The organism is Mucilaginibacter sp. (genome assembly GCF_025359345.1).
Lineage (GTDB): Bacteria > Bacteroidota > Bacteroidia > Sphingobacteriales > Sphingobacteriaceae > Mucilaginibacter.
In genome coordinates, this window is sequence record NZ_JANYGQ010000009.1 from 259,945 (window position 1) to 282,267 (window position 22,323).

Below are 22,323 nucleotides of genomic sequence, written 5' to 3' on the forward strand. Positions count from 1 at the left end.
AATATGATAATAAAAAAGTATTTTAAACAGGGGTTGATTGCAGCAAATAAAAATATTTTAAGACCGTTGCTACACCTCCTCCCCTACGACTTTGAAATACGGCCAATAGATGCTTTTGCGCGCTAAATGACAAAATGAACAATGGTAATTAAATATCTATATTAGTAGATATTGATAAGCCTTATGAAATTAGCATTTTTAAATATCGGGGGTGCCGAACTTATCTTAATTATTGTAGCTATATTATTAATAGTGGTGATAGGCAGGTATGGTAAAGACACAGCATTGGGCTACTGGGGTTCTATCCTGCTGGCCATATTTACCACTCCAATTATAGCTTTTATTGTAATTACGTTTCTAAAATTCAGGAAAAGCAGTTAATCTTACCTCGCTACCCGAATCAGGTATAACCTCAATGAACATTTGCGTGGTTCAAATAAACCTATCGATAAGTGAATTACAATTTTGCATGTATACTATAATTGATAATAATCATACCCAATGCTACCACGCAAATAAGTGACAGTATGATCATCATCCATAATATTAATTGTTTCATAAAAGGTTGGCGGTGTTTTAATTTATCCAATTGTAAATTATCCGCCATGTAGTCGGGCTTGCCAGTGTGTTGAATTTCCATAGTGTCAATAATCTATCACTTCAGAAATAACACATACCATGCCAAAGCAGCAATAATTTAATTAGAAATATAAATTATTACTTAAAACTATCTCTAAATGGTAAACATAGCCATGCCTGTCTTTGAAAACTGAGTTGTTTTAACGAATCTCGTCGAATATACAGGCCAGAGAGCATGCCGTTAAAAGGCCAATCAACACTAATTGATTTAACTTTTATTCAGGCTCGCATACCTGTTTTCAGACGGTAAATAACCGCTGGTTTTCAAAATATTGGCTAGCCGGTTGTAAAAAGCTGGCTCGGTTGGCGTAACGCTGGCCAGGCCGTCTACATATTTATTGTACAGGCAAAACAGGGCAGCAATTAAAACGGTATCGTGTAACTCCAGGTCGGTAGCACCAGCTTCCTTTGCTTTATCCACCAGTTCGGTGCTAACTGTACGTGCATCGGCCTGCACATTGCGGGCTATTTGCAGCAAGTATTTCATCTTTTGGCTTACCGGCGCGTTTTCCGGGTCGTTTTTAACCATTTCAGCAGTGGTGGTTTCACCTAAAAGCGCATCCGCAGCAGCAGTATGAGCGTTACAGCAAAAATCACATTGGTTGCCCTGCGATACCACGGTGGCAATTAACTCCCGCTCGCCTTCCGTTAACGTCGACTCACCGCGAAGCAATATTTGGGTAAGCTGTCGGATGGGCAAAGCGGTATCCTGGCGATAATTCAGCAGGCCGGTAATGCCGGGCAGATTGGGGTCTAAGGGTATGTGGGGCATGGCGGTTAAATTTATTGTGCATTTATTAACGGAGTAAATTTATTAAAAAGGCACGAAGGAACGAAGCTGATGGGCAGACCCTCTCGCCCGGTAAAAAATGCCATGTAACCTCCCGCGTTAAACCTGCGTCACAAAGCCATCTTTACAAATCGCAATCTAAATGCCAGCCACTTCCTCTTTACAAATTCAGCTTACTTTCAAAAACCTCCTGGTATTTATATTTTTCTTTTTTTTGATGCATGAGCTGCACGAACTTGCCCATATAATTACCGGCCGGCTGATTTGCGGCTGCTGGGGTACCCGCGATTTTAATGTTTGGGATATCTGCACCGACTGCCAGCGACAACACCCGCTGGCCATTTTGGCGACTTTTGCCGGGCCGATATTTACATTTATTATGCTATGGCTTGGCAGATATTGGTTAAAATATGGAAAATCGAACGGGGTTAAATCATTTGGTTTGATTTTAATATTGGGTAATATGCAATTTGGACGCATGTATATGGCTGCCACCGGATCGGGCGATGAAGTGTGGGGCCTGCGGGCGTTGTTTTTAAACCACGACCATTCGAATTTACAGGTTATAAAAATTGCAGCCTTTGCTATCGTTGCAATTATTTGTATGCCTCCGTTAATAACAGCCTACAAGGCTATTGTAAATAAACGAAAGATTTTAGTTTTCATAGGCTTCCTGGTGATACCTCTTATTTTAGATACAGTAGTTATTTTGATATTACTAAACGGCATCCTGCTAAAAGGCCTGTTAAACCAGGTTTGGATTATGGGCACACCTTTGTTAGTTACTGCCTGGTTTATTTTGTGTGCTGTAATGGTGTCGATCAACACCGGTTGTTTAAGCCGGTTTGCCAAAAGCACCGTGATTGGATAATCCTGTATTCCCATATTTTATTCCGGCTGGCCATTATCAAAATTAAAACCGGCTAATATCCTGCTATCAACTGCAAAATATCAGGCACAATAAATAGTGTTACACCCGTAACTTTATAACCCGTATATTTATAAATTACCGATTTATGATGATGAATAAGTTGCTTAAATACAGCCTGGTTATATTTTGTGGATTAACAACAGTAAGAGCGCATGCCCAATCATACGTACCTGAATGGAATGACGCCCGGATAAAAGTAAAACCGCAGGTGCCCATAAAGGCATATAGCTTTGATTTGAAAGACGTAAAACTTCTGGACGGCCCGTTCAAGCAGGCAATGGAGGCTGATGCCGCTTATTTATTAGCTATTGAGCCCGACAGGCTGCTGGCGGCTTTCCGCGCACATTCCGGTCTACAACCCAAAGGCAAAATGTACGGCGGCTGGGAGTCATCAGGCCTTGCGGGGCATACGCTGGGGCATTATTTGTCGGCCCTCTCCCTGCATTATGCTTCAACCCGCGAGCCTGAGTTTTTAAAGCGGGTAAACTATATTGTTAGCCAACTTAATGAATGCCAGGTAGCCCGCAAAACCGGCTATATTGGCGCCATTCCCAAAGAAGATACTATCTGGGCCGAGGTTGCCAAAGGCGATATCCGCTCGCACGGCTTCGATTTAAATGGCGGCTGGTCGCCCTGGTACACGGTGCACAAGGTAATGGCTGGGCTGTTAGATGCTTATTTATATTGCAGCAATACCCAGGCGCTTCAGGTTTGCAAGGGTATGGCCAACTGGACAGGCGAGACAATCAAAAACCTTGACGACGAGAAGCTGCAAAAAATGTTGCTGTGCGAATACGGCGGGATGACGGAAGTACTGGCAAACTTATATGCCATAACCGGCGATAAGAAATACCTGGCGCTGTCCTATAAATTTTACGATAAAAGCATACTCGACCCGCTTGCCAAAAAGGAGGATATATTGCCGGGCAAACATTCAAACACCCAAATCCCCAAAATAATTGCCAGCGCTCGTCGCTACGAACTTACCGGCGATGCCAACGATAAAGCCATTGCTGATTTCTTTTGGGAGACGGTAGTTAACAATCACTCCTACGCCACCGGCGGCAACAGCAATTATGAATATTTAAGCGAACCGCGCAAGCTGAACGACAAGCTCACCGAAAACACTACCGAAACATGCAACACTTACAATATGCTGAAGCTAACGCGGCATTTGTTTGCAACCGCGCCTTCGGCACTGCTGATGGATTACTACGAAAAAGCGCTGTATAACCACATACTGGCATCGCAAAACCACGAAACCGGGATGATGTGTTATTTTGTGCCCATGCGTATGGGTGGCAAAAAAGAGTACAGCGACCAGTTTGATACATTTACCTGCTGCGTGGGTTCGGGCATGGAAAACCATGTTAAATATAACGAGAGCATTTATTCGCGCGGGGCCGATGGTTCCGTTTATGTAAACCTGTTTATTCCGTCGCTTTTAAATTGGACCGCTAAGGGTTTGATTCTGAAGCAGGAAAGCAACCTGCCAGCTAACGACCATATTAGTTTCACTGTAAACACCACTAAGCCGGGCCCGTTAACTATCCGCATCCGCAAACCACATTGGGCGATAAATCCCGCCATCAGCATAAATGGCAAACAACAGCCCGTTAAGATTGACGAGCATGGTTATATTGCTATCAGCCGCAGTTGGAAAAATGGCGATAAGATAACCTTCACCGCACCCGAAAATTTGTATACCGAAGCGCTGCCCGATAACGCCAACCGTCGCGCCATATTTTACGGCCCCGTTTTACTGGCAGGCATTTTGGGTGATAAAGAACCCGACCCGACAAAAGGCATCCCCGTATTTGTCACCAGCGAAACTGATCCTAACAAATGGCTGCAAATGGTGGACAAAAACCAGCTGACCTTCCGCACCCTGAATACTGCACAGCCACAGGATGTTAACCTAATCCCCTTCAATCGAACCAAAAATGAATATTATTCGGTTTACTGGGATGTGTTTACACCTGATGCATGGACGGTACAGCAAAAAGCCTACGACGAGCAACGCAAACAGCAACAGGAATTGGATGCGCGCACCACCGATATTTTGCGTGTTGGCGAAATGCAGCCCGAGCGCGACCACAGCTTTAGCGGCGAAAACCTCACCACCGGCGAGGATCACCAAAAAAAATGGCGCTCCACAGAAAATGGCGGCTTTGTTTCGTTTGATATGAAGGTTGATGCGAATACTGAAAATACACTGATCAATACCTATTGGGGCATGGACAACCGCGGTCGGGTATTTGATATTATGGTCGATGGTACCAAGCTAACCACTGTTGATTTAAACAAATATAAGGAAAGCCGTTTTTACGATATCAGCTACACTATCCCGATAGAGTTAACCAAAAACAAGCAAAAGGTAACGGTGAAGTTTGTGCCAAAGCAAGGCAATAGCGCCGGGCCGGTTTATGGAAGCAGGATGGTGAAGAATTGAAGGTGGTGGGCTTATACCTATCACACCGCTAATTAAACATTTAAAATGATGAAAGTGCTGACACTGTTTTGTCAGCACTTTCATCATTTTTTGTGGCGCTTTTAGTTAAAAAACTGCCATCTTGAGCCAAAAATGCACTTTTTTCCAAAATGTATTGAATTTTACCGTTCCACCCCGTTCCTTGTGTTTCACTGTGAACAGCAACGTTTTTTTGCAATCATTTGCACCCGAAACTTAAATTGTCCCCCCGCAGAGGTATGGAAATTTCTACTTCCCAACCCTGGCCAGCATAGCCGGCTCCAATGCATCCTTATTTAACAATACCGAAATGGTATTGATAACGAAGTAATTCATACTTACATAAATATAACCTTTATAAGGTCCTACTTCGCCCCACGAGTTTTTCACGATAAAGTACTCATTGCCTTTGCTATCTTTTGCAAGGCCGGTTATCTGCATCAGGTGGTCGTCCTGCGTAACCTGGGTATCAAACAGTTGCTGGCGTATTTCGGGTGTTGCATTTTTTTCGGTAAACGTGGCGTAATCTTTCAGCTCGGTGTCGTCGCTAACCCATTTGGCGTAGCCTTTCATCTGCTGAAATCCTTTATTGCTTACGTCGGCGTCCCAGGCTATGGTATAGCCTTTCATAATAGCTGTTTTAATATCTCTCATCAGCTCATCAAGCGGCAAATTGTAATACATGTTGCTGTTGTAATTATCCGGCACTTCCATGGCAAAAGTGGTATAATATGGATGGTGCTGAAACGAAGTAAGCCCAATATACCCGGTTGATTTTACAGGTACATTTTCGCGTGCATAGCTTTTCGGGGTGTAGGTTTTACCGTTAAAAGTAAACGTAGCAGGCGGTGCGCCAAGGTAGCCATCAAGTATAGCTTTAAATCCAATTTTCCAGTCCATCGGCACCGTATTCGGGTTATCCTGTAAAACTTTGTTGAGGTATGCTTTTAGCTTCCCTTCCATTGCATAATCGTGTTTTAGCACAGTATCGCGCCCTAGGCCCGGATAAACACTTTGAGGCACAGCCCCGTAAGTATCTGTTGAATAAAGCATGTCCTGCTCCAACCCACCTTCGCTAAACCGGGTGGTACCACGCCCGCGGATATACTTTTCGGCTTTATCAAGGTATAAATTGTAAACCGTAAACACTTCTGACAAATCGGCTTCTGGTTGTTTTTTGAACAGCAATTCGCTCTCGGTTAATGCCGTGCTCGAAAAGCACCAGCACGTACCCGATTGCCCCTGGTTTTTAACCGGCGTGGCGGCATTATTTTTAACGGTGGTAAATTGCGGCTCCTGGGCAAATATATTAACAGCGACAAAAGATGCCGCGAGCAGTGCTATAATTGGTTTCATAATTGGTTTATAAAATTCAAATATATACAAAACACAATATGTTCAATATGCCAATAACACAAATTATCGGGATAACCGCCTGCTAAAACAGCGCTGCCATGATTTTGATGACCGCACAACTAAAGTATTTTTAATGGTAATTATATCCTGTAGCTCCGCTTTCACTTCCTCGCTTAAGCCGGCATTAACCAGTTTTTGTTTTTGATTGTATTCCTCGTCGTTCTTAAATTTTATTTCAATATCTATTTCAGGAAAACATTTATCTAAAAATATTTTCCTATACTTGTATGGAAAATATTTAAACAAAATAATTTTCCGTCAATTAAATGAAGTCCGAAATTATCGAAACCTCGCTGCAGCAATTCTTAACGCATGGCATCCGCAAGATGACCGTTAAAGAAATTATTGCACCCTTGGGCATTTCTACCAAAACAGTTTATAAATATTTCGCCAACAAAGAGGCGCTGCTTGAAGAATGCCTCGACCTGCATTACAGCCGCTTACATGCTGGTTTAACAGACACCACCACTCAATACAGCAACCCGGTTATATTGCTTTTCCAGGTATTTATAAAAGGAATTGACCTTGATTTTAAGGTAAACGAAGTTTTTTATCACGATTTGAATTATTACTACCCCGAACTGCAGGACAAGATCATCCAGCAAAATTCGGCAAAGCTTGGCAGGCCTTTGATTAAGGCATTTAATGATGGAATTGCCGAGGGCTATATCCGCGCCAACCTTTCTGCTGAAGTTTTTTTTGAAGGGATTGGCGTTTTATATAGCTCGCTTACCCGTACCAGCCGCTTTCATAAATTCGGGTTATCTCCATTCGAACTGGCGGCCAACACTATGGAAGTTTACCTGCGCGGACTCTGCACCCAAAAAGGACTAAAAGAAATCGACGATAACCCAAAACTCACCTCATTTAATTATAAACCCTGATTGCGATGAAAAAGCTTTTACTGTTTTGCCTGTTCCTATATGCCGCCACTATCACCTATGCACAAACCGCGCCCTTAACTAATTTAATGCCGATGCCCAAAAGCATGGTGTTTGGCTCCGGCCAGTTTAATATAAAACCCAATTTTACAGTGGCCGTTAAAGCCGATGCAACGGATACTATTTTATATGCTGCTGTAAACCGCGCCTACCAAACCCTTAACCGCAAAACAGGTTTGCACTTTGGTCAGCAATATATCACCCAAAATGACAAAAGCGACACTGCCGCTTTGATAGTAACCGTTAAACAAAAAGCCCCTGCGCAATTAGGCGGCGATGAAAGCTACACGCTAACCATCACCCCAAAGCAAATAAACCTTACAGCTAACACCACAGCAGGCGCCTTGCACGGGCTGGAAACCATCGTACAATTAACCACCAGTAACAGTCAAGGCTATTATTTACCAGCAGTTACCATTAATGATGCCCCGCGTTTTCAATGGCGCGGCCTGATGATTGACGTTGCCCGGCATTTTATCCCGCTGGATGTGGTTAAAAGGAACATCGACGCAATGGCTGCGGTAAAAATGAACGTACTGCACCTGCATTTATCAGATGATGAAGGTTTCCGGATCGAATCAAAAATATACCCGGATTTGCAGCGTAAAGGCTCTTTAGGAGATTATTATACGCAGGTTCAGATAAAAGACCTAGTAAAATACGCCCAGGCACGCGGCATTATCATAGTGCCCGAGTTTGATATGCCGGGCCATACCACCAGTTGGCTTGCCGGTCACCCTGAACTGGCGGCAGCACCCGGCCCTTACCAGCCCGGCCCAAGGTTTAAAATGACTAGTACCAATGGCAAGCCGATGGGGCTAATGGATATCATGAAAATGATCACCACCGCTCCCACCCCTTCGTTCGATCCCTCAAAAGAATCGACTTACCTATTCCTGGATAGGTTTTTCGGCGAGATGGCCGCTCTGTTCCCATCACCCTACATTCACATCGGTGCCGATGAAAATAACGGCGTTGCCTGGAAAACAAATCCTGCAATTGCTGCCTTTATGAAGAAGAACAATATGGCCGATACCCATGCACTTCAAGCCTATTTTGTAAAGCGGGTATCGCAACTGCTTGCCAAACACCATAAAAAAACACTGGGCTGGGAAGAACTTTTCTCTACCGATTTACCGAAAGATGTTGCCGTGCAGGTTTGGAGCAACCCTGCCTATGCAGGTAAGGCCTTGGCACATGGCAACAAAATATTGGTGTCTAAAGGGTTTTATCTTGATGTATTTATGCCTGCCTACGTACATTATAACAACACGGCGATACCAGAATCCATCACCGCCGAAAACAAAGCACTCTTTACCGGCGGCGAGGCTGCCCAGTGGAGCGAGGCGGTTGATAAGGATAATATTGAAACCCGCATCTGGCCGCGCGCAGCTGCAATTGCTGAGCGATTATGGTCTCCCGCCGCAGTTAAAGATGTGCCGGATATGTACCGCAGGTTATTTGCCATAAGTAATCAGCTGGATGAATTGGGCGTACAACACATTGGCGATTACAACCGTTCGCTCCGCAGGTTAACCAGCGGGCGGGATATTGCACCGCTAAAAACCGTTACAGATGTTTTAGCCCCGATAAAAGGTTACAAAAAAATGTTTGCCCGCATTACAAAGCCTGCCGGCGCATCGTACCAAACTGCACCGCTTACAGCAATATCAGATATTATTTTTGTCGATTCGGAAGTAAAAAGGCGCTTCAGGAAATTGGTGGCTGATTATTTGCAAACCAAAGACGCCACTACTGAACAGGCCATCCGCATCCAACTAATGCTATGGAAAAACCACCGCACCGCACTGGAGCCACTGCTGCAAAACATACCCAACAGTGCCGATATCGATGCATTCTCAAAAAACCTGGTCATTGCTGCCAATGCCGGCCTCGAAGCACTCGATAATCTAAAGGCCGGGAAAGCCCCGTCAGCCGATTGGATAAAACAAAAAACCGATGAATTGGCCACTACCAAAACAGTTTATGGTGAAGCGGGGCTGGATATTATTGTTGAAATTGAAGGCTTGGTAAATGGCAAATTGGCTGCCGAGCCGGCTGATTACCCGTTGTTTTAACCTGTTTTTTTAAAAAAAAAGTATTGAACTTTTATCCATTGCCTTAAAAAGAGCAAATCACCTCCGCACCTTTTCAATTAAACTCAGCCACAAGTGAACTAATTCATGCAGTTATGGCTAAGTTTACCTTATTATAAGTAGCCATAAATATATAAAAATTACATTTATGGCTGATTATAATTTTTAATATTTAGCCATAAGTATATATATTTACATAGTTATGGCTGAATATAATTACTACTCAACTACGTCAAAAAACTTACAACTATCTGAAACAAAGCAAATATGGAAGAAGTAATAGGACGAACCGAGGAAAAAGAAATTCTTAACGGGATACTAAAATCAAACCGGCCCGAATTAGTCGCCATGTTTGGGCGAAGGCGGGTGGGCAAAACTTATCTCATACGAAAGCACTTAAAGGGAAATTTAATATTCGAGTTTTCGGGCGTCCATAATGCTACGGTAGCTGAGCAGCTAACCAATTTCAGGAACACGTTTGCCGAAAGTATGAACTTGCTTATTGCCCCCGCTATACCGGTTAACTGGACAGAAGCATTCCAAATGTTGAAGAAATATGCAGAACCGCTGCTAAAAAAAAAGAAATGCGTTATTTTTCTCGACGAGTTTCCCTGGCTAAGCTCGGCAAAATCAGGTTTCTTTCAGGCGTTTGAGTTTTTCTGGAACATGTGGGGCACTAAGCAAAATAACCTGGTTGTTATTATTTGCGGCTCGGCAGCCTCGTGGATGATTCAAAAAGTAGTGAATAATAAAGGTGGCCTTCACAACCGTATAACACACAAAATACGGTTGTTACCATTTACGCTCAAAGAAACCGGCGAATACCTTAAATACAACAAAGTAAACCTCGACCACTACCAGGTGGTACAACTGTATATGGCCTTAGGCGGCATTCCCCAATACCTTAAAGATGTTTTGCCCGGCAAAAGCGTGGCCCAAAATATCGACAGGATTTGCTTCAGTAAAGATGGGGCATTACAAAACGAATTTAATACGCTTTATCAATCACTATTTGCAAGTGCAGATAAACACATCTCAATAGTACGGGTGCTTGCTGCCAAACCTGCAGGGTTAACCCGCAAAGAGATTATTGCCGCATGTGGCCTTTCAACCGGTGGTACCACCACGGCCTTGCTTGAAGAGCTAACCGAATCAGGTTTTATTTCAGCATACTTACCATTTGAGAAAAACCTGCGCGATGCCATTTATAAACTATCAGACGAATATTCCCGGTTTTACTTAAAGTTTATCGACAACAGCCGGGCAGGCGGCGCCGGCAGCTGGATAAAGTTATCTGCCATGCCTTCGTGGCGAAGCTGGAGCGGCACAGCATTTGAAAGCGTATGCCTTAAGCATATTAAAGAAATTAAAGCGGCATTGGGAATTGCAGGCGTTTATACCGAAGAATCTGCATGGCGATACGTACCGGGTAAAGGTGAACCCGGCGCACAAATTGACCTATTGTTTGATCGGCAGGATTTTTGCATCAGCATTTGCGAAATGAAATTTTCGACTACCAGGTTCACAATAGACAAAGCCTACGCCGAAGATTTGATGCGAAAACAAGAAGTTTTTAAGCTTAAATCCAAAACAAAAAAGACACTATTTATTGTAATGGTCACCACATTTGGCACACAGGACAATAGCTACAAAATTGGCCTGGTGCAAAATGATATTGTACTGGATGACTTGTTTAAATAAAACCCAAGATCAAATCTCCTAACTCAAGACTAACGACTTAATTATACCCCCTTGTATTTTTTCCTTCCATCCAGTTAGCAAAGGCCTTATTAACCACCTTGTTACCACCTGGTGTTGGGTAATTTCCTGAGAAGTACCAGTCGCCCTGGTGATCCGGGCAAGCCTTGTGCAGGTTATCAAGGGTTTGGTAAATAACCTTTACATCGGCTTTTATCTCTTTTGGGGTGATAATTTGCGCAATGCGATCAGATATTTCCTGGTCAGTGAAAGGTTCGTATATTGCCTTAACATAGTTTTCCACTTCCTCTTTAGGCAGCTTGGCACTGTCCTTACATTGCTGATATACTTTTAATATCACATCGTCTTTACCTGCATCTTTCAGCAGACTGATAGCCGCTTCAAAGGCCACAAACTCGCCCATGCGCGACATATCGATACCATAACAATCAGGGAAACGTATTTGCGGCGCTGATGATACCACCACAATTTTTATAGGGCCAAGCCTGTCCAGTATCTTTAGTATACTTTGCTTAAGCGTAGTACCGCGCACTATGGAATCGTCCAAAACAACCAACGTGTCAGTTCCCTTATTTATCAGGCCATAAGTGGTGTCGTAAACGTGCGCCACCATTTCACTGCGGTCAGCATCCTGCGTAATAAAGGTGCGCAGCTTAACGTCTTTTATTGCAATCTTCTCCACACGGGGCGCCATTGCAAGCACCTCAGTCAGTTCTTCTTCGGTAATTTTATCTTCGCGGTTCAGCAACCTGTCACGCTGGTATTTTTTGATGTACTTATGCACACCCTCAACCATACCATAGAACGCTACCTCGGCAGTATTCGGAATGTACGAGAAAACGGTGTTTTTTACATCATGGTCAACATATTCCAATATCTGCTGGCACAGTAAACGACCAAGTTGTTTACGCTCACGGTAAATATCGGCATCGCTGCCGCGCGAAAAATAGATCCGCTCAAATGAACATGATTTCTTTTCGGCCGGCTCGCTCACCATATCCTCGGTTATTTTGCCGTTCTTTTTTACAATAAGGGCATGACCGGGTTTTATCTCCTTAATATCCTCAATAGGTATATTAAAGGCTGTCTGCAACGCAGGCCTTTCGGATGCGGCTACAACAATTTCATCGTTATAATAATAAAACGCAGGTCTTATGCCTGCAGGATCGCGCATTACAAAGGCATCACCATGTCCCAAAATGCCGGCTATTGTATAGCCACCATCCCAGTTTTTTGCTGATTTGCGCAGGATTTTGGCAACATCCATATCATTAGCGATCAGCTTGCTAATCTGTATGTTGTCGTCTAACCCTTCGCGTTTGTATTGGTCAAACAAACCCTGGTTTTCGGTATCAATAAAGTGGCCTATTTTTTCGAGTACGGTAACGGTATCCGCTTTTTCTTTGGGGTGCTGGCCAAGGTCATATAGCTGTTGTAACAGCTCGTCAACGTTGGTCATGTTAAAGTTGCCGGCAATAACCAGGTTACGCGTCATCCAGTTGTTTTGCCTTAAAAACGGGTGGCAGTTCTCGATGCTGTTTTTGCCATGGGTGCCGTAACGCAGGTGCCCCAGTAAAACTTCTCCAGTAAAGCTCACATGTTCTTTAAGCCACGCAGCATCCTTCATTTTTTCAGGTGTTTCCTTCTGAATTTCGGCGAACTTCTTTTGTATATACTCAAAAATATCGGCTACCGCATTCGAGGCCATCGACCGGTGGCGGCTTATGTAGCGTTTACCGGGTTCAATATCCAGTTTAATGGTAGCAACACCGGCGCCATCCTGGCCGCGGTTGTGTTGTTTTTCCATTAAAAGGTAAAGCTTGTTTATGCCGTACAGGGCCGTTCCGTATTTTTGCTGATAAAAAGAAAGCGGTTTTAACAGGCGAATAAATGCCACACCGCATTCATGTTTAATCTGATCACTCATGCTTGGTAATGAGCGGCAAAGTTATAATTTAAATGTTAAAACTCGGAATTAACAATGTCATAAAATTGCATTAATGTTGAGGACGAAAAATTGATGAATTAGTGAGTTGGTGAATTAGCGATTTTTTTAGAAAAACCTATGATTAAGGGATTTCATAGTTTCCTGATTTCTAATGTACCAGGCATCCTATTAATCTAAAAAATCCCTTAATCCCGGTTCTATTTCCCAAACCCAACCAACTTATGCAGCATCCCCGGGTCGTAAATTTTACCGCCTTTTATTACGGTGGTAACCTTGCGGATATCGCGGATAGTTGTTAACGGGTCACCGTCTACTATAATAATATCCGCCTTTTTGCCAACTTCAACAGATCCTGTTTCCTTATCCATCTTCATGACAGCAGCAGGAGTAATAGTTGCGGTACGGATTGCCTGAATGGGCGTTAACCCCGCATTCACATATAATTCCAGCTCACGGTCAAGGCTATAGCCGGGAAAACCCTGGTCGGTGCCGGCAACAATGGCTATGCCGTTATCATACATCACTTTTACCAATTTCTGAAAGCTGTCCCAAATGGGTTTCAGCCTTGTGGCGCTTGCCGGGTCGGTACCCGTGTTTTTAAAAATGGCCTGCAACGGCAGCGGCAACGAATAAAACGCCGGCTCCATTTCAGTTATATCATCCTTCGTCGACCGGAAAAACATTTCAAATACACCCACCGTAGGATCAATAACCGTATGGTGCGCCTTAATAAATTTAAGCGCAGCTATACTGGTCGAGTCCTCAAAATTTACAGAACGGTCTTTATTCCGTTTCATAACCGAGTATACATACTGCACGTGGTTAACCATATCCATACCCGAATCAACACCTGCCTGCAAAGTCATTCCATTAGGTATATGCCCGGTAACGGTTAGACCAAGTTTATGCGCTTCATCGCAAATGGCTTTTACAATGGCGGGTTTTGCCGAGCTGTAAATTTTTATCTGAACAAAACCGTTATCCTTATAACGGTCAACTTCTTTTATCGCTTCTTCTTTGGTATCGGCCTGTATAATGCCCAGCGCCATTGGGCCCTTGCCGTCAATAATACCTGCCTTTAATATTTTAGGTCCAATACCTTTTCCATTGTCAATTGCGCTTTGCACCGAGTTTATAAAACCAAACTCGTTACCGCAATCGCGTACCGTAGTTACGCCTGCTGCAAGGTAAGCCGGCCCCCAGTCAACCTGCTCAAAGTGGGCATGCATATCCCACAGGCCGGGTAATATGGTCTTGCCTTTGGCATCAATAATTTTTGCGCCTGCCGGTATAGTTACTTTACCTGCTTCGCCAACTTTTTTGATGATGCCGTTCTCAATTATTACTGTCGAATTAGGTATCGATTTCGAGTTAACCACATCTATTACCGTACCGCCGGTTATGGCAATTACTTTATCGGCAGCTGTAGATTTTGGCGTCGATTTTGTGAACAGTTCCATACCATAGGTAGCTGCTTTGCCAATAAATTGCGGCAGCAGGCTTTCGTAGGGCTCCAGCATCATTTCCAGTTTGTCGGCTTCCGCATCATTGGTTATCAGGCATACCAGTTGCCCTGCTTTATCAGTCCACACAATTTCGTTGCCCCAAATTAACCCGCCAATGGTGTAGCGGTCGAACTGCAGCGTTTTACCGTTGAAGGTAAAAGTGTCGTCGCCGCTCTTTTTTATCTGAACACTCCCGAATGGCAGCGTGGTGATGCTCGCCGGTTCATGATGGTTTTTCCAGTATTGTATCAGCACTTGCTGTACCGTTCCAGGTGCGTAGCTGGCAACCGGGAAAGCAAGTGTGGTAAGCTGCTGCTGGTACGATGAGTCGTTAACCTTTATGCGTGCCAGCGTACCCGAAATGCCAATGGTATCGTTAATAGTAGCCGATCGCGCCGTATTACCTTTTATTTTCAAGCTGATAGGTTCGTTGGCCGTTGTGAGCTTCAGTTCAGCTTTTAGCGGAACAGGCGAGCCCCGGTCTACAAATTTAAAGTCGACTGTATAAGTAATTTCGTTGCTGGTTTTGCTAACGCGATAGACCTCTTTGCCAATATGCTGTTCAAATTTGTGCAGCAAAAAGGTAACGCTATCCGGTTTATTTTGTGCGTTAGCGCCAAAAACAGAACATAATAAAAGTGCCGGGAGTATGTATTTTTTCATAGGATTTACTAAAGTTTCGGAAAGTTAAAGATAGGTATTTTATTGATTTTCGAAATTCAACACAAGCCCGATTATTTAGTGAGGGCCTCCACTTAATCTATCAAATCACAAATCAAAATCAGCGAAATCAACGTAATCAAAATAATCAGCGGTTAAACTTATCCTTCATCCCCAACAATCCCCATATGCCACCGCTGTGAATAGCCAGTACCCGGTCGCCCGGCTTAAAATAATCTGAAGCTGCCATATCAAACAAAGCATACAGCATTTTACCCGTATAAACCGGTTCAATTAATATCCCTGTTTCGGCAACAAATTGTTTAATAAAATTGATCAGCCTTTCGTCGGTTTTTCCGTAACCGCCAAAGTGATAGGAAGTATGTAAATGATAATCAGCAGGCGCCGTTAAAAATTTATCTATTTCGTCTCTAATAAAGTCTCCATTTTTCAGCACGGGGATTGCATGAAATTGGGTGGGCAGCTGGTTCCGTTGGATTCCATTAATAATTCCGGCAGCTGTAGTGCCCGTTCCGCAGGCGCAAAAAACATGGTCGTAGGTCTCAGTAAGTTCATCAACCAATTCGCTGCAACCTTTTGCGCCCTCGGCACTTGCGCCGCCCTCGTCAATAAAAATCGCGTCTGCGTCATCGCCAAAATATTTATCAAATAAGGCCGGCTTGTCGCGGTAGCTTTCTCTATCGGTAAAAATCAAATCCATGCCATGTAAGCGGCATAAAAAAAGTGTGTCGTTGGCTACTTCTTCACCCCTTACAAAGCCTGTTGCGTTAAAGCCAAATTTTGCGGCAGCTGCTGCCGTGGCCAGCAAATGGTTGGAATACGCCCCGCCAAATGTTACCAGGTGATGTTTATTCTCAGCTTGTGCGCGTTTGAGCAAATACTTCAGTTTGCGCCATTTATTGCCCGATATAATAGGATGGATAAGGTCGTCCCGCTTTATAAAAACCTCTATGCCCTTTTCATCAAACAACTTGTTTTTTATTTGATGGATGGGGCTGTAAATTTCGAGGTTGATGTGCATTGGGCAAATTTATGGAAAAAGATGATGGGGAGTGAATGTCCGCCGGGGTGGACTCACCCGCTCGACGCTTCGCTGGAGCTGCCCTCTCTACGGCGAGCCGTAAAGAGGTCGGAAAAAAATTATGTATATATATGAAAGGTGATTTGCCCTCTTTACCGTTTACGGTAGAGAGGGCAGGACGAGCGAAGCAATGTCCGGGTGAGTCCACCCCGGCGGACATTCACAGCGGACATGCGATGTCCAAAGTTAACTTAGTTAGTTAAGTATTCAATCAAATCCCAAACCCTATCCCCGCATTAACCGATTTATATTGCGCCAAACTGCCTGACGCATACAAACGGAAAAAGCCAAGGCTCAATTGAAAACCAACATCAGCACGCACGCCACTAATTACGTTCTCGCTGATGGATACCGGGTTGGTAAACGTTGTATAGGTATTTGTTATTAACGTGCCACCGGTGGTCACAGGGTAATTTCCTACTGCTGTAACACCTGCATGAGTAGTATTATAGCCCAGAGCCAAAAACGGGGTAAACGACAGCAGCTTTTTTGATATGATAACCTCGCCCGTAAAACTGTTGAAACTACCATCCAGGTATTGATTACTAAAGTTGGTGCTTTGCTGGCTGTCTTTAGGCTGCGCGCCGTTTTCGGGGGTAACGTTAAGTGTTTTGGTTAAATTTAAATGGCTGTACCCAATGGCAATGGCCAGATCAAAAGGTAACAATTCACCGGCAGTCTTTCCATAAATATCCTGCATTATGTTGTGTTTTAAGCCGAAGCCTATCATTGATATGCTCCCAAAGTCGCTGCCTACGGTTACCTTGGGTATGGCACGTAAGGTAATGTCCGTATTTTGAGGCAGGCCAACCGTAACCTGTATCTGCGGGGCCGGTATTACCGCTATAACACCGGCGGGGGTATTAAAATCGGCTACTTTGTTGCCGTTATCGTCGTAGATGTTAAGCTTTGGGCCGTCGGTATTCTTAGCGCCCCCAAAGGTTGGGGCAATAGTCAGACCCGGATCGGCGGGCTTTACGTGGTTTGACAATCCTATTTTAGTAACATCAAAAGTTTTATCAGCCGACGAAATAAATGCTGCCGATGCGGTAATGCGTACATCAAATTTAAGTATGCCTTTCGTTTTGGCGGTGTTGGTCCAGCCACTGTTTTGATCCACGCCCAGGCCCTTAAAAAACGGCAACGCATAGGCATTTAATAATTTTGTAGCATCGGCGGGGCTCGATTTAATAAGGCCCGAAAAGGAGTTCTGCGCATTTGCAACAGAAACGGTGCTAACTAAGAAAGCTACTGCTAAAAAGTAATAATATTTTCTCATACAGTACTAAACGCTTATTGCCGGGACATATTTTTTTACTATTATCATTATGTGAAAAAACGACTACTTTTGCCCCGATGATCGACGACGCCGCATTTATTGAGCAGGAAGAGCAAGACCTTTATGAGCACCTAAGGATTGTGGTTGATAAGGGCCAGTCGCTGTTGCGTATTGATAAGTTTTTGATGCACCGCGTTGAAAATGCATCGCGTAACCGCATACAAAACGCTATCGAGCTTGGTAATGTGTTGGTTAACGATAAGGTCACCAAATCAAGCTACCAGGTGAAACCGCTTGACGTCATTTCGGTGGTGTTGCCGCATCCGCCGCGGGATACCGAAGTTTACCCGGAAAACATCCCTATTAATATTGTTTACGAGGACGATGATGTACTGGTGGTTAATAAACCGGCAGGCATGGTGGTGCACCCCGGTTACAACAATTATACAGGCACACTGGTTAATGCACTGGTTTTCCATTTTCAGCAATTGCCAACCTTACCGGGTAATGATGGCCGCCCGGGCCTGGTACACCGAATAGATAAAGATACATCAGGACTGTTGCTGATCAGTAAAAACGAACGCAGCATGACCTGGCTTGCTCGTCAGTTTTTTGAGCATACCATAGCCCGCAAATACATTGCCCTGGTTTGGGGCGATTTACCCGAAGACGGTACCGTAACCGGTTACATAGGCCGCAGCATAGCCGACCGGCGGGTAATGAGTATTTACGACGACCCCGAAAAAGGAAAATGGTCGGTAACGCATTACCGGGTGCTGGAACGAATGGACTACGTCACCCTGATAGAATGCCAGCTTGAAACCGGCCGCACGCACCAGATACGAGCCCACATGAAACACATCGGCCATCCCCTGTTTAGCGATGCCACTTATGGCGGCGATAAAATATTAAAAGGAACTGTTTTCAGTAAATACAAACAATTTGTCGAAAATTGCTTTGAGTTAATGCCACGCCAGGCGCTGCATGCACAGTCGCTGGGGTTTTTACATCCAACAATAAAAAAACAATTACATTTTGAAGCGCCCCTGCCCGAAGATTTTGCCGCAGTTTTGCAAAAGTGGAGGAAATATGTAGGAGAGCGCGTAGCCGACAGTTGATGGTTCATAGTTGATGGTTCATAGCCGCTGCACTTTTTGCACCATGAACCATGAACTGTGAATTTCCTACAATGAACTATGAACCATTAACCATGAACAACTAAAAAACAACCATGACACCCGTTTTTATCAATTTTAATGGAGAAATACTTCCGGCTGATACCAAACTGGTTTCGATAAATAACCGTGCTTTTAAATATGGCGATGGCCTGTTCGAAAGCATGCGTATGATGAAGGGGCAGCTAAAATTCCCGGAACTGCATGCCGAACGCCTGCAAAAAGGGATGAAGGCTTTAAAGATTGATGGCTACTCGGCTATGGATGCCTGGTTTTTAAAAGAGAAAGTTGCCGACCTCGCCCGCCGCAACAAAGCCAAGCATGGCAGGCTGCGCTTAACCGTTTACAGGGATGCAGGCGGCTTATATACCCCAACCCAAAATAAAATGGGCTGGTGCCTGGAGCTGCAGCCAGTGGATGAGCCCCGTTATTTTTTGAACGACAAAGGGTTGATAATGGATATTTACAGTGAACTGCCCAAGCCTACCAATTACCTGTCGAACATTAAAACCTGCAACTCATTAATTTACGTGATGGCAGGCCTATACAAAACCCAAAACAAACTGGACGATGTTTTCTTACTGAACCAGGCCGGCAATTTATGCGAAGCCAGCAGTTCGAACATTTTCATATCCTACAAAAAACACCTTTACACACCCGCTTTAAGCGAGGGCTGCGTGGAAGGCGTTATGCGCCATGTGCTGATCGACCTGGCAAAAAATAATAACATCCCGGTTACTGAGGCACAGATCAGTCCGGATATATTGTACGAAGCCGATGAGGTGTTTTTAACAAACGCCGGCCGTGGTATTCAAAGTGTAATAGGGTTTGGGGTACGGCGGTATTTTAATGAATTGAGTAAAATACTTGTCGAAGAGCTTAATAAGCTATAGCGAACCGCCGCTTTGCCTTAGTTGCCGGCTGGCTAATTTTAATTTTATAACATCTTCCCAGTCTTCGCAAATTAAATCAACAAGTTCAATTTCCAGTATTTCTGCAATTTCAACTAGCCTGTTCAGGGTAATATTACTGTATCCCAGTTCAATTTTGCTGTAGGCATTTTGGGATATTTTAAGTTTAGCCGCCAGGTAATCCTGCGTGTAATTTCTGAATTCCCGAATCTTACGGATATTCGAGACTATGGCTTTGGTTTTTAAATCGCTTATCGACCTCATAAAAATTTAGTTATAAAGTAGTATAAACGAAGTAATTAGCTGAACGGTTTTTTTTAATGCAAATAACCTTATATCCAAATTTTACCGGTGACTGCCCATTTTTTGTACCGGCAATAAAATGACGTAAAAAAGGGGGATTTTAACACAATTGTTGCCTAACTTGCTTTGTATTCTATTTAAGGAAATGACCGTTACCACCTGCATACCCACGGATGCTTTAAAGCCGTTTATCAAACATTACCTGGTAATTGAAAGCGACCGGGAGGTTATAAACCGGTTGGTGCCCGACACCTCGGTGGTGCTGGTTTTCAGGTATAAAGGCAATGTAAACTTTACAGTCGGGGGCACCGAAACCAATATACCGGCATCGGTTTTAACGGGGTTAAAAAAATCTTCGCGGCTGGTAAACTACTCAGCCGGGTCTGCAGCTATACTGGTTATTTTTAAAACTGCCGCGGCGGGCAGCTTTTTCAAAGTACCACTTCACGAAATATTCGAAGGCAGTGTTCCCCTCGATAATTTTGTCAGCAACGGGCAAGCCTCAGTAATTGAAGAGCAACTATCGGCCGCGAAGAATAACGTTGAAAGAATAAATTTGATTGAGCATTTCCTTTTTTCTCAATATAAAGGTGCAGGCGGGGATCAACTGGTTTTAGCAGCAATAGAAAAGATGTATACTGCCAAAGGTTTTTATAAAATAAAAGAGCTGGCCGACTCCCTGTATATAAGCCAGGACGCCTTTGAAAAAAGGTTCAGAAAGGCCACCGGAGCATCGCCCAAGCAAGTTTCGTCCATTATACGCCTGCGGAATATCGTGGTAAACGGCAAGAAGCATGAAAACTTTAACCAACTGGCTTACGATGCGGGCTATTTCGATCAATCGCACTTTAATAATGATTTCAGGCTATTTACCGGCCAAACCCCGTCAGACTTTTTTAAGTCGCCAATCTTCTGGTAAAATCAATGATTTTTTACAAGGTCTGAATCTGCTATAAGCGGAACTTTGTAGAAAACACTGAAATAAAATGAAACAAATACTTATTGACAAGTTCGTAGTGCCGGCAGCAGCTTTTGCTGAATTCACAGAACGGATGAACTACAACCGTAACTTTATAAAAAAGCTGGACGGATTTGTGCAAGACGGGGTGTACAAGCGCACAAACGAAGCCGGAGACCCGGTAATAGTTACCATGGCTGTTTGGGAAAATGCAGGTATGATTGAAAAAGCCAAAATTGCTGTACAGGCCGAATATCTGCGAATTGGATTCAAGATGGTTGATTTTATAACCAACCGGGGTATTAAAATAGAACGGGAGTTTTACGAAGAACTAACCGACTAATGTTAAGTCGGAAGTCTTTAGTCAATTTTTTGTCGCTTCCGACTTAGGACTAAAGACTTTCGACTTGAGACTAACGCCATACTAGTAATCCTCACTGGGCAGATGGTCATCGTCATCCGCGTCATCAATGTTTTCTTCTACAATAATTTCATGCAGGTCATTATTATCGCCGGCCTCGTCGTCAAATGATTCGTCTTCCTCGTCATCCCAGTCATCATCTGTGTCGTCATTACCGTCAGGCGAATACTCCGTGTAGGTATCATCGGCATCAATGGTTTGGATGTGGTTGTCGTTGTATGTTGAAGGGGTTATCATCGTATTGATTAATAAAAGTGTTAAAATTAAACGCCGGCGGCATTATATATCAAAAACAATACCGTAACATGCGATTTATAAAAAATCTACTGCAGTTATTTCTTTTACCTTATAATAACCCTTTGCTTGTGGCAGGTAAACCTCAAGTTCATGCCAGGTTATCTTAACCGGTTTGCCAAGCAAACCGGTTACTCCATTGGCAAATTTTTCTGAACCAGGGAACTGACGCAACCACAAAAATGATTTTTCGCTGCCGCTTTTGTCGGTTGCAACAATGTAGTTAAAGCCCTTCATGTCAATTCTTCTTATTTTACCTGTAGTAGAACCTATCCCTTCTTCGGCATTTTCACTTTTTTCAGTTTCAGCAGCCACCATTTTTACCGATATTTTGGTAAAAGCAGCGCAGTTTTGGTTTAATAATTGTTTGCCAATCTCAATTCCCAGATCGCGCATTTTGGCGTTGTCGGTAGGGTCAATATTTTTCTCGGTTGCCAGCTTCATTAAAAAGTCGGTGTGCTTGGTAAAGCAGTCTGTAAAAACCGCAACAGCCTCTTTCTTGGAATTTATCTTGTCAACATTTACTTGCGTCATGCAAGTACAAATGCTGTCTGTTAATTTTTTTTCCAGTTCGCTGGGCGCAGACTGCGCAAACAGGTTTTGAGTTAGAATTATGCAAAATCCTAATAAAAAAAATAATTTCATCTTTTTGGGTGGTGAAGTATAATATAGTCTATTGTTCCGGTGCTAAATATACCTTTATTTCTATTTGAAAAAATAAAATATTCTTCATACATTTGCAGCCCCGTAATAGCGGGTAATTTA

20 protein-coding genes are annotated in these 22,323 nt (G+C 43.6%); 10 read left to right on the forward strand and 10 right to left on the reverse strand.

Annotation, left to right across the window (positions count from 1 at the left end; translation table 11 throughout):
• Positions 1–183 precede the first annotated feature (183 nt).
• On the forward strand, positions 184–381 hold the full coding sequence (locus tag Q0R52_RS04865; protein WP_295792684.1) for a hypothetical protein: 198 nt from the start codon (positions 184–186) through the stop codon (positions 379–381).
• Between the two features lie 466 nt (positions 382–847).
• Here Q0R52_RS04865 and Q0R52_RS04870 read toward each other — a convergent pair whose 3' ends face one another.
• On the reverse strand, positions 848–1,411 hold the full coding sequence (locus tag Q0R52_RS04870) for a carboxymuconolactone decarboxylase family protein (RefSeq protein ID WP_295792685.1): 564 nt from the start codon (positions 1,409–1,411) through the stop codon (positions 848–850).
• Positions 1,412–1,571: 160 nt separating this feature from the next.
• On the opposite strand from Q0R52_RS04870, the gene Q0R52_RS04875 reads away from it, so the two are divergent.
• Together Q0R52_RS04875 and Q0R52_RS04880 are read left to right on the forward strand one after the other, a co-directional pair.
• Entirely contained in the window at positions 1,572–2,300 is a 729-nt protein-coding gene (locus tag Q0R52_RS04875; RefSeq protein ID WP_295792686.1) for a hypothetical protein, read from the forward strand.
• A 145-nt stretch (positions 2,301–2,445) separates the two neighbouring features.
• On the forward strand, positions 2,446–4,812 hold the full coding sequence (locus tag Q0R52_RS04880) for a glycoside hydrolase family 127 protein (protein ID WP_295792687.1): 2,367 nt from the start codon (positions 2,446–2,448) through the stop codon (positions 4,810–4,812).
• A 40-nt stretch (positions 4,813–4,852) separates the two neighbouring features.
• On the opposite strand, the gene Q0R52_RS04885 is transcribed toward Q0R52_RS04880, so the two are convergent.
• A complete protein-coding gene (locus Q0R52_RS04885; protein ID WP_295792688.1) occupies positions 4,853–5,029 on the reverse strand; it encodes a hypothetical protein in 177 nt (58 codons plus the stop codon).
• A gap of 50 nt (positions 5,030–5,079) precedes the next feature.
• On the reverse strand, positions 5,080–6,186 hold the full coding sequence (locus Q0R52_RS04890; protein WP_295792689.1) for a C1 family peptidase: 1,107 nt from the start codon (positions 6,184–6,186) through the stop codon (positions 5,080–5,082).
• Between the two features lie 326 nt (positions 6,187–6,512).
• Between Q0R52_RS04890 and Q0R52_RS04895 the strand changes: the two genes are divergently transcribed.
• The 3 genes from Q0R52_RS04895 (at position 6,513) to Q0R52_RS04905 (ending at position 10,984) form a co-directional block, all read left to right on the forward strand.
• Positions 6,513–7,130, forward strand: a complete 618-nt coding sequence (locus Q0R52_RS04895; RefSeq protein WP_295792690.1) for a TetR/AcrR family transcriptional regulator — start codon at positions 6,513–6,515, stop codon at positions 7,128–7,130.
• A gap of 5 nt (positions 7,131–7,135) precedes the next feature.
• Positions 7,136–9,265: a family 20 glycosylhydrolase gene (locus Q0R52_RS04900; protein WP_295792691.1), complete on the forward strand. Its 2,130-nt coding sequence runs from the start codon at positions 7,136–7,138 to the stop codon at positions 9,263–9,265.
• A 285-nt stretch (positions 9,266–9,550) separates the two neighbouring features.
• On the forward strand, positions 9,551–10,984 hold the full coding sequence (locus Q0R52_RS04905; RefSeq protein ID WP_295792692.1) for an ATP-binding protein: 1,434 nt from the start codon (positions 9,551–9,553) through the stop codon (positions 10,982–10,984).
• A 37-nt stretch (positions 10,985–11,021) separates the two neighbouring features.
• Here Q0R52_RS04905 and Q0R52_RS04910 read toward each other — a convergent pair whose 3' ends face one another.
• The 4 genes from Q0R52_RS04910 to Q0R52_RS04925 all read right to left on the reverse strand — a co-directional run bounded on the left by Q0R52_RS04910 (position 11,022) and on the right by Q0R52_RS04925 (position 17,496).
• A complete protein-coding gene (locus Q0R52_RS04910; RefSeq protein WP_295792694.1) occupies positions 11,022–12,929 on the reverse strand; it encodes a class II glutamine amidotransferase in 1,908 nt (635 codons plus the stop codon).
• 218 nt (positions 12,930–13,147) lie between these two features.
• Entirely contained in the window at positions 13,148–15,118 is a 1,971-nt protein-coding gene (locus Q0R52_RS04915) for an amidohydrolase family protein (RefSeq protein ID WP_295792697.1), read from the reverse strand.
• 145 nt (positions 15,119–15,263) lie between these two features.
• Positions 15,264–16,157: a pyridoxal-phosphate dependent enzyme gene (locus Q0R52_RS04920; protein WP_295792700.1), complete on the reverse strand. Its 894-nt coding sequence runs from the start codon at positions 16,155–16,157 to the stop codon at positions 15,264–15,266.
• A 271-nt stretch (positions 16,158–16,428) separates the two neighbouring features.
• On the reverse strand, positions 16,429–17,496 hold the full coding sequence (locus tag Q0R52_RS04925) for a DUF6588 family protein (protein WP_295792702.1): 1,068 nt from the start codon (positions 17,494–17,496) through the stop codon (positions 16,429–16,431).
• Positions 17,497–17,573: 77 nt separating this feature from the next.
• Between Q0R52_RS04925 and Q0R52_RS04930 the strand changes: the two genes are divergently transcribed.
• Positions 17,574–18,614, forward strand: a complete 1,041-nt coding sequence (locus Q0R52_RS04930) for an RluA family pseudouridine synthase (RefSeq protein ID WP_295792704.1) — start codon at positions 17,574–17,576, stop codon at positions 18,612–18,614.
• 113 nt (positions 18,615–18,727) lie between these two features.
• Positions 18,728–19,564 carry an aminotransferase class IV gene (locus Q0R52_RS04935; protein WP_295792706.1) on the forward strand — a complete coding sequence of 279 codons (837 nt, stop codon included), beginning with the start codon at positions 18,728–18,730 and terminating at the stop codon, positions 19,562–19,564.
• Here the strand turns inward: Q0R52_RS04935 and Q0R52_RS04940 are convergent.
• Entirely contained in the window at positions 19,559–19,846 is a 288-nt protein-coding gene (locus Q0R52_RS04940; RefSeq protein WP_252788065.1) for a helix-turn-helix transcriptional regulator, read from the reverse strand. The two genes, Q0R52_RS04935 and Q0R52_RS04940, sit on opposite strands and share 6 nt — an antisense overlap.
• A 184-nt stretch (positions 19,847–20,030) precedes the next feature.
• Between Q0R52_RS04940 and Q0R52_RS04945 the strand changes: the two genes are divergently transcribed.
• Both Q0R52_RS04945 and Q0R52_RS04950 read left to right on the forward strand, forming a co-directional pair.
• The gene (locus Q0R52_RS04945; protein ID WP_295792709.1) at positions 20,031–20,804 is read left to right on the forward strand and encodes a helix-turn-helix transcriptional regulator; all 774 of its coding nucleotides are present in this window, start codon (positions 20,031–20,033) and stop codon (positions 20,802–20,804) included.
• A 67-nt stretch (positions 20,805–20,871) separates the two neighbouring features.
• Entirely contained in the window at positions 20,872–21,186 is a 315-nt protein-coding gene (locus tag Q0R52_RS04950) for a hypothetical protein (protein WP_295792711.1), read from the forward strand.
• Positions 21,187–21,267: 81 nt separating this feature from the next.
• On the opposite strand, the gene Q0R52_RS04955 is transcribed toward Q0R52_RS04950, so the two are convergent.
• Both Q0R52_RS04955 and Q0R52_RS04960 read right to left on the reverse strand, forming a co-directional pair.
• The gene (locus tag Q0R52_RS04955) at positions 21,268–21,501 is read right to left on the reverse strand and encodes a hypothetical protein (RefSeq protein ID WP_295792712.1); all 234 of its coding nucleotides are present in this window, start codon (positions 21,499–21,501) and stop codon (positions 21,268–21,270) included.
• A gap of 75 nt (positions 21,502–21,576) precedes the next feature.
• On the reverse strand, positions 21,577–22,092 hold the full coding sequence (locus tag Q0R52_RS04960) for a hypothetical protein (RefSeq protein WP_295792713.1): 516 nt from the start codon (positions 22,090–22,092) through the stop codon (positions 21,577–21,579).
• Positions 22,093–22,323: the final 231 nt, after the last annotated feature.

Coding starts and splice junctions, on each gene's coding strand:
- Q0R52_RS04865 (WP_295792684.1), top strand. CDS start 184: ATGAAATTAGCATTTTTAAATATCGGGGGTGCCGAACTTATCTTAATT.
- Q0R52_RS04870 (WP_295792685.1), bottom strand. CDS start 1,411: ATGCCCCACATACCCTTAGACCCCAATCTGCCCGGCATTACCGGCCTG.
- Q0R52_RS04875 (WP_295792686.1), top strand. CDS start 1,572: ATGCCAGCCACTTCCTCTTTACAAATTCAGCTTACTTTCAAAAACCTC.
- Q0R52_RS04880 (WP_295792687.1), top strand. CDS start 2,446: ATGATGATGAATAAGTTGCTTAAATACAGCCTGGTTATATTTTGTGGA.
- Q0R52_RS04890 (WP_295792689.1), bottom strand. CDS start 6,186: ATGAAACCAATTATAGCACTGCTCGCGGCATCTTTTGTCGCTGTTAAT.
- Q0R52_RS04895 (WP_295792690.1), top strand. CDS start 6,513: ATGAAGTCCGAAATTATCGAAACCTCGCTGCAGCAATTCTTAACGCAT.
- Q0R52_RS04900 (WP_295792691.1), top strand. CDS start 7,136: ATGAAAAAGCTTTTACTGTTTTGCCTGTTCCTATATGCCGCCACTATC.
- Q0R52_RS04905 (WP_295792692.1), top strand. CDS start 9,551: ATGGAAGAAGTAATAGGACGAACCGAGGAAAAAGAAATTCTTAACGGG.
- Q0R52_RS04910 (WP_295792694.1), bottom strand. CDS start 12,929: ATGAGTGATCAGATTAAACATGAATGCGGTGTGGCATTTATTCGCCTG.
- Q0R52_RS04915 (WP_295792697.1), bottom strand. CDS start 15,118: ATGAAAAAATACATACTCCCGGCACTTTTATTATGTTCTGTTTTTGGC.
- Q0R52_RS04920 (WP_295792700.1), bottom strand. CDS start 16,157: ATGCACATCAACCTCGAAATTTACAGCCCCATCCATCAAATAAAAAAC.
- Q0R52_RS04925 (WP_295792702.1), bottom strand. CDS start 17,496: ATGAGAAAATATTATTACTTTTTAGCAGTAGCTTTCTTAGTTAGCACC.
- Q0R52_RS04930 (WP_295792704.1), top strand. CDS start 17,574: ATGATCGACGACGCCGCATTTATTGAGCAGGAAGAGCAAGACCTTTAT.
- Q0R52_RS04935 (WP_295792706.1), top strand. CDS start 18,728: ATGACACCCGTTTTTATCAATTTTAATGGAGAAATACTTCCGGCTGAT.
- Q0R52_RS04940 (WP_252788065.1), bottom strand. CDS start 19,846: ATGAGGTCGATAAGCGATTTAAAAACCAAAGCCATAGTCTCGAATATC.
- Q0R52_RS04945 (WP_295792709.1), top strand. CDS start 20,031: ATGACCGTTACCACCTGCATACCCACGGATGCTTTAAAGCCGTTTATC.
- Q0R52_RS04950 (WP_295792711.1), top strand. CDS start 20,872: ATGAAACAAATACTTATTGACAAGTTCGTAGTGCCGGCAGCAGCTTTT.
- Q0R52_RS04955 (WP_295792712.1), bottom strand. CDS start 21,501: ATGATAACCCCTTCAACATACAACGACAACCACATCCAAACCATTGAT.
- Q0R52_RS04960 (WP_295792713.1), bottom strand. CDS start 22,092: ATGACGCAAGTAAATGTTGACAAGATAAATTCCAAGAAAGAGGCTGTT.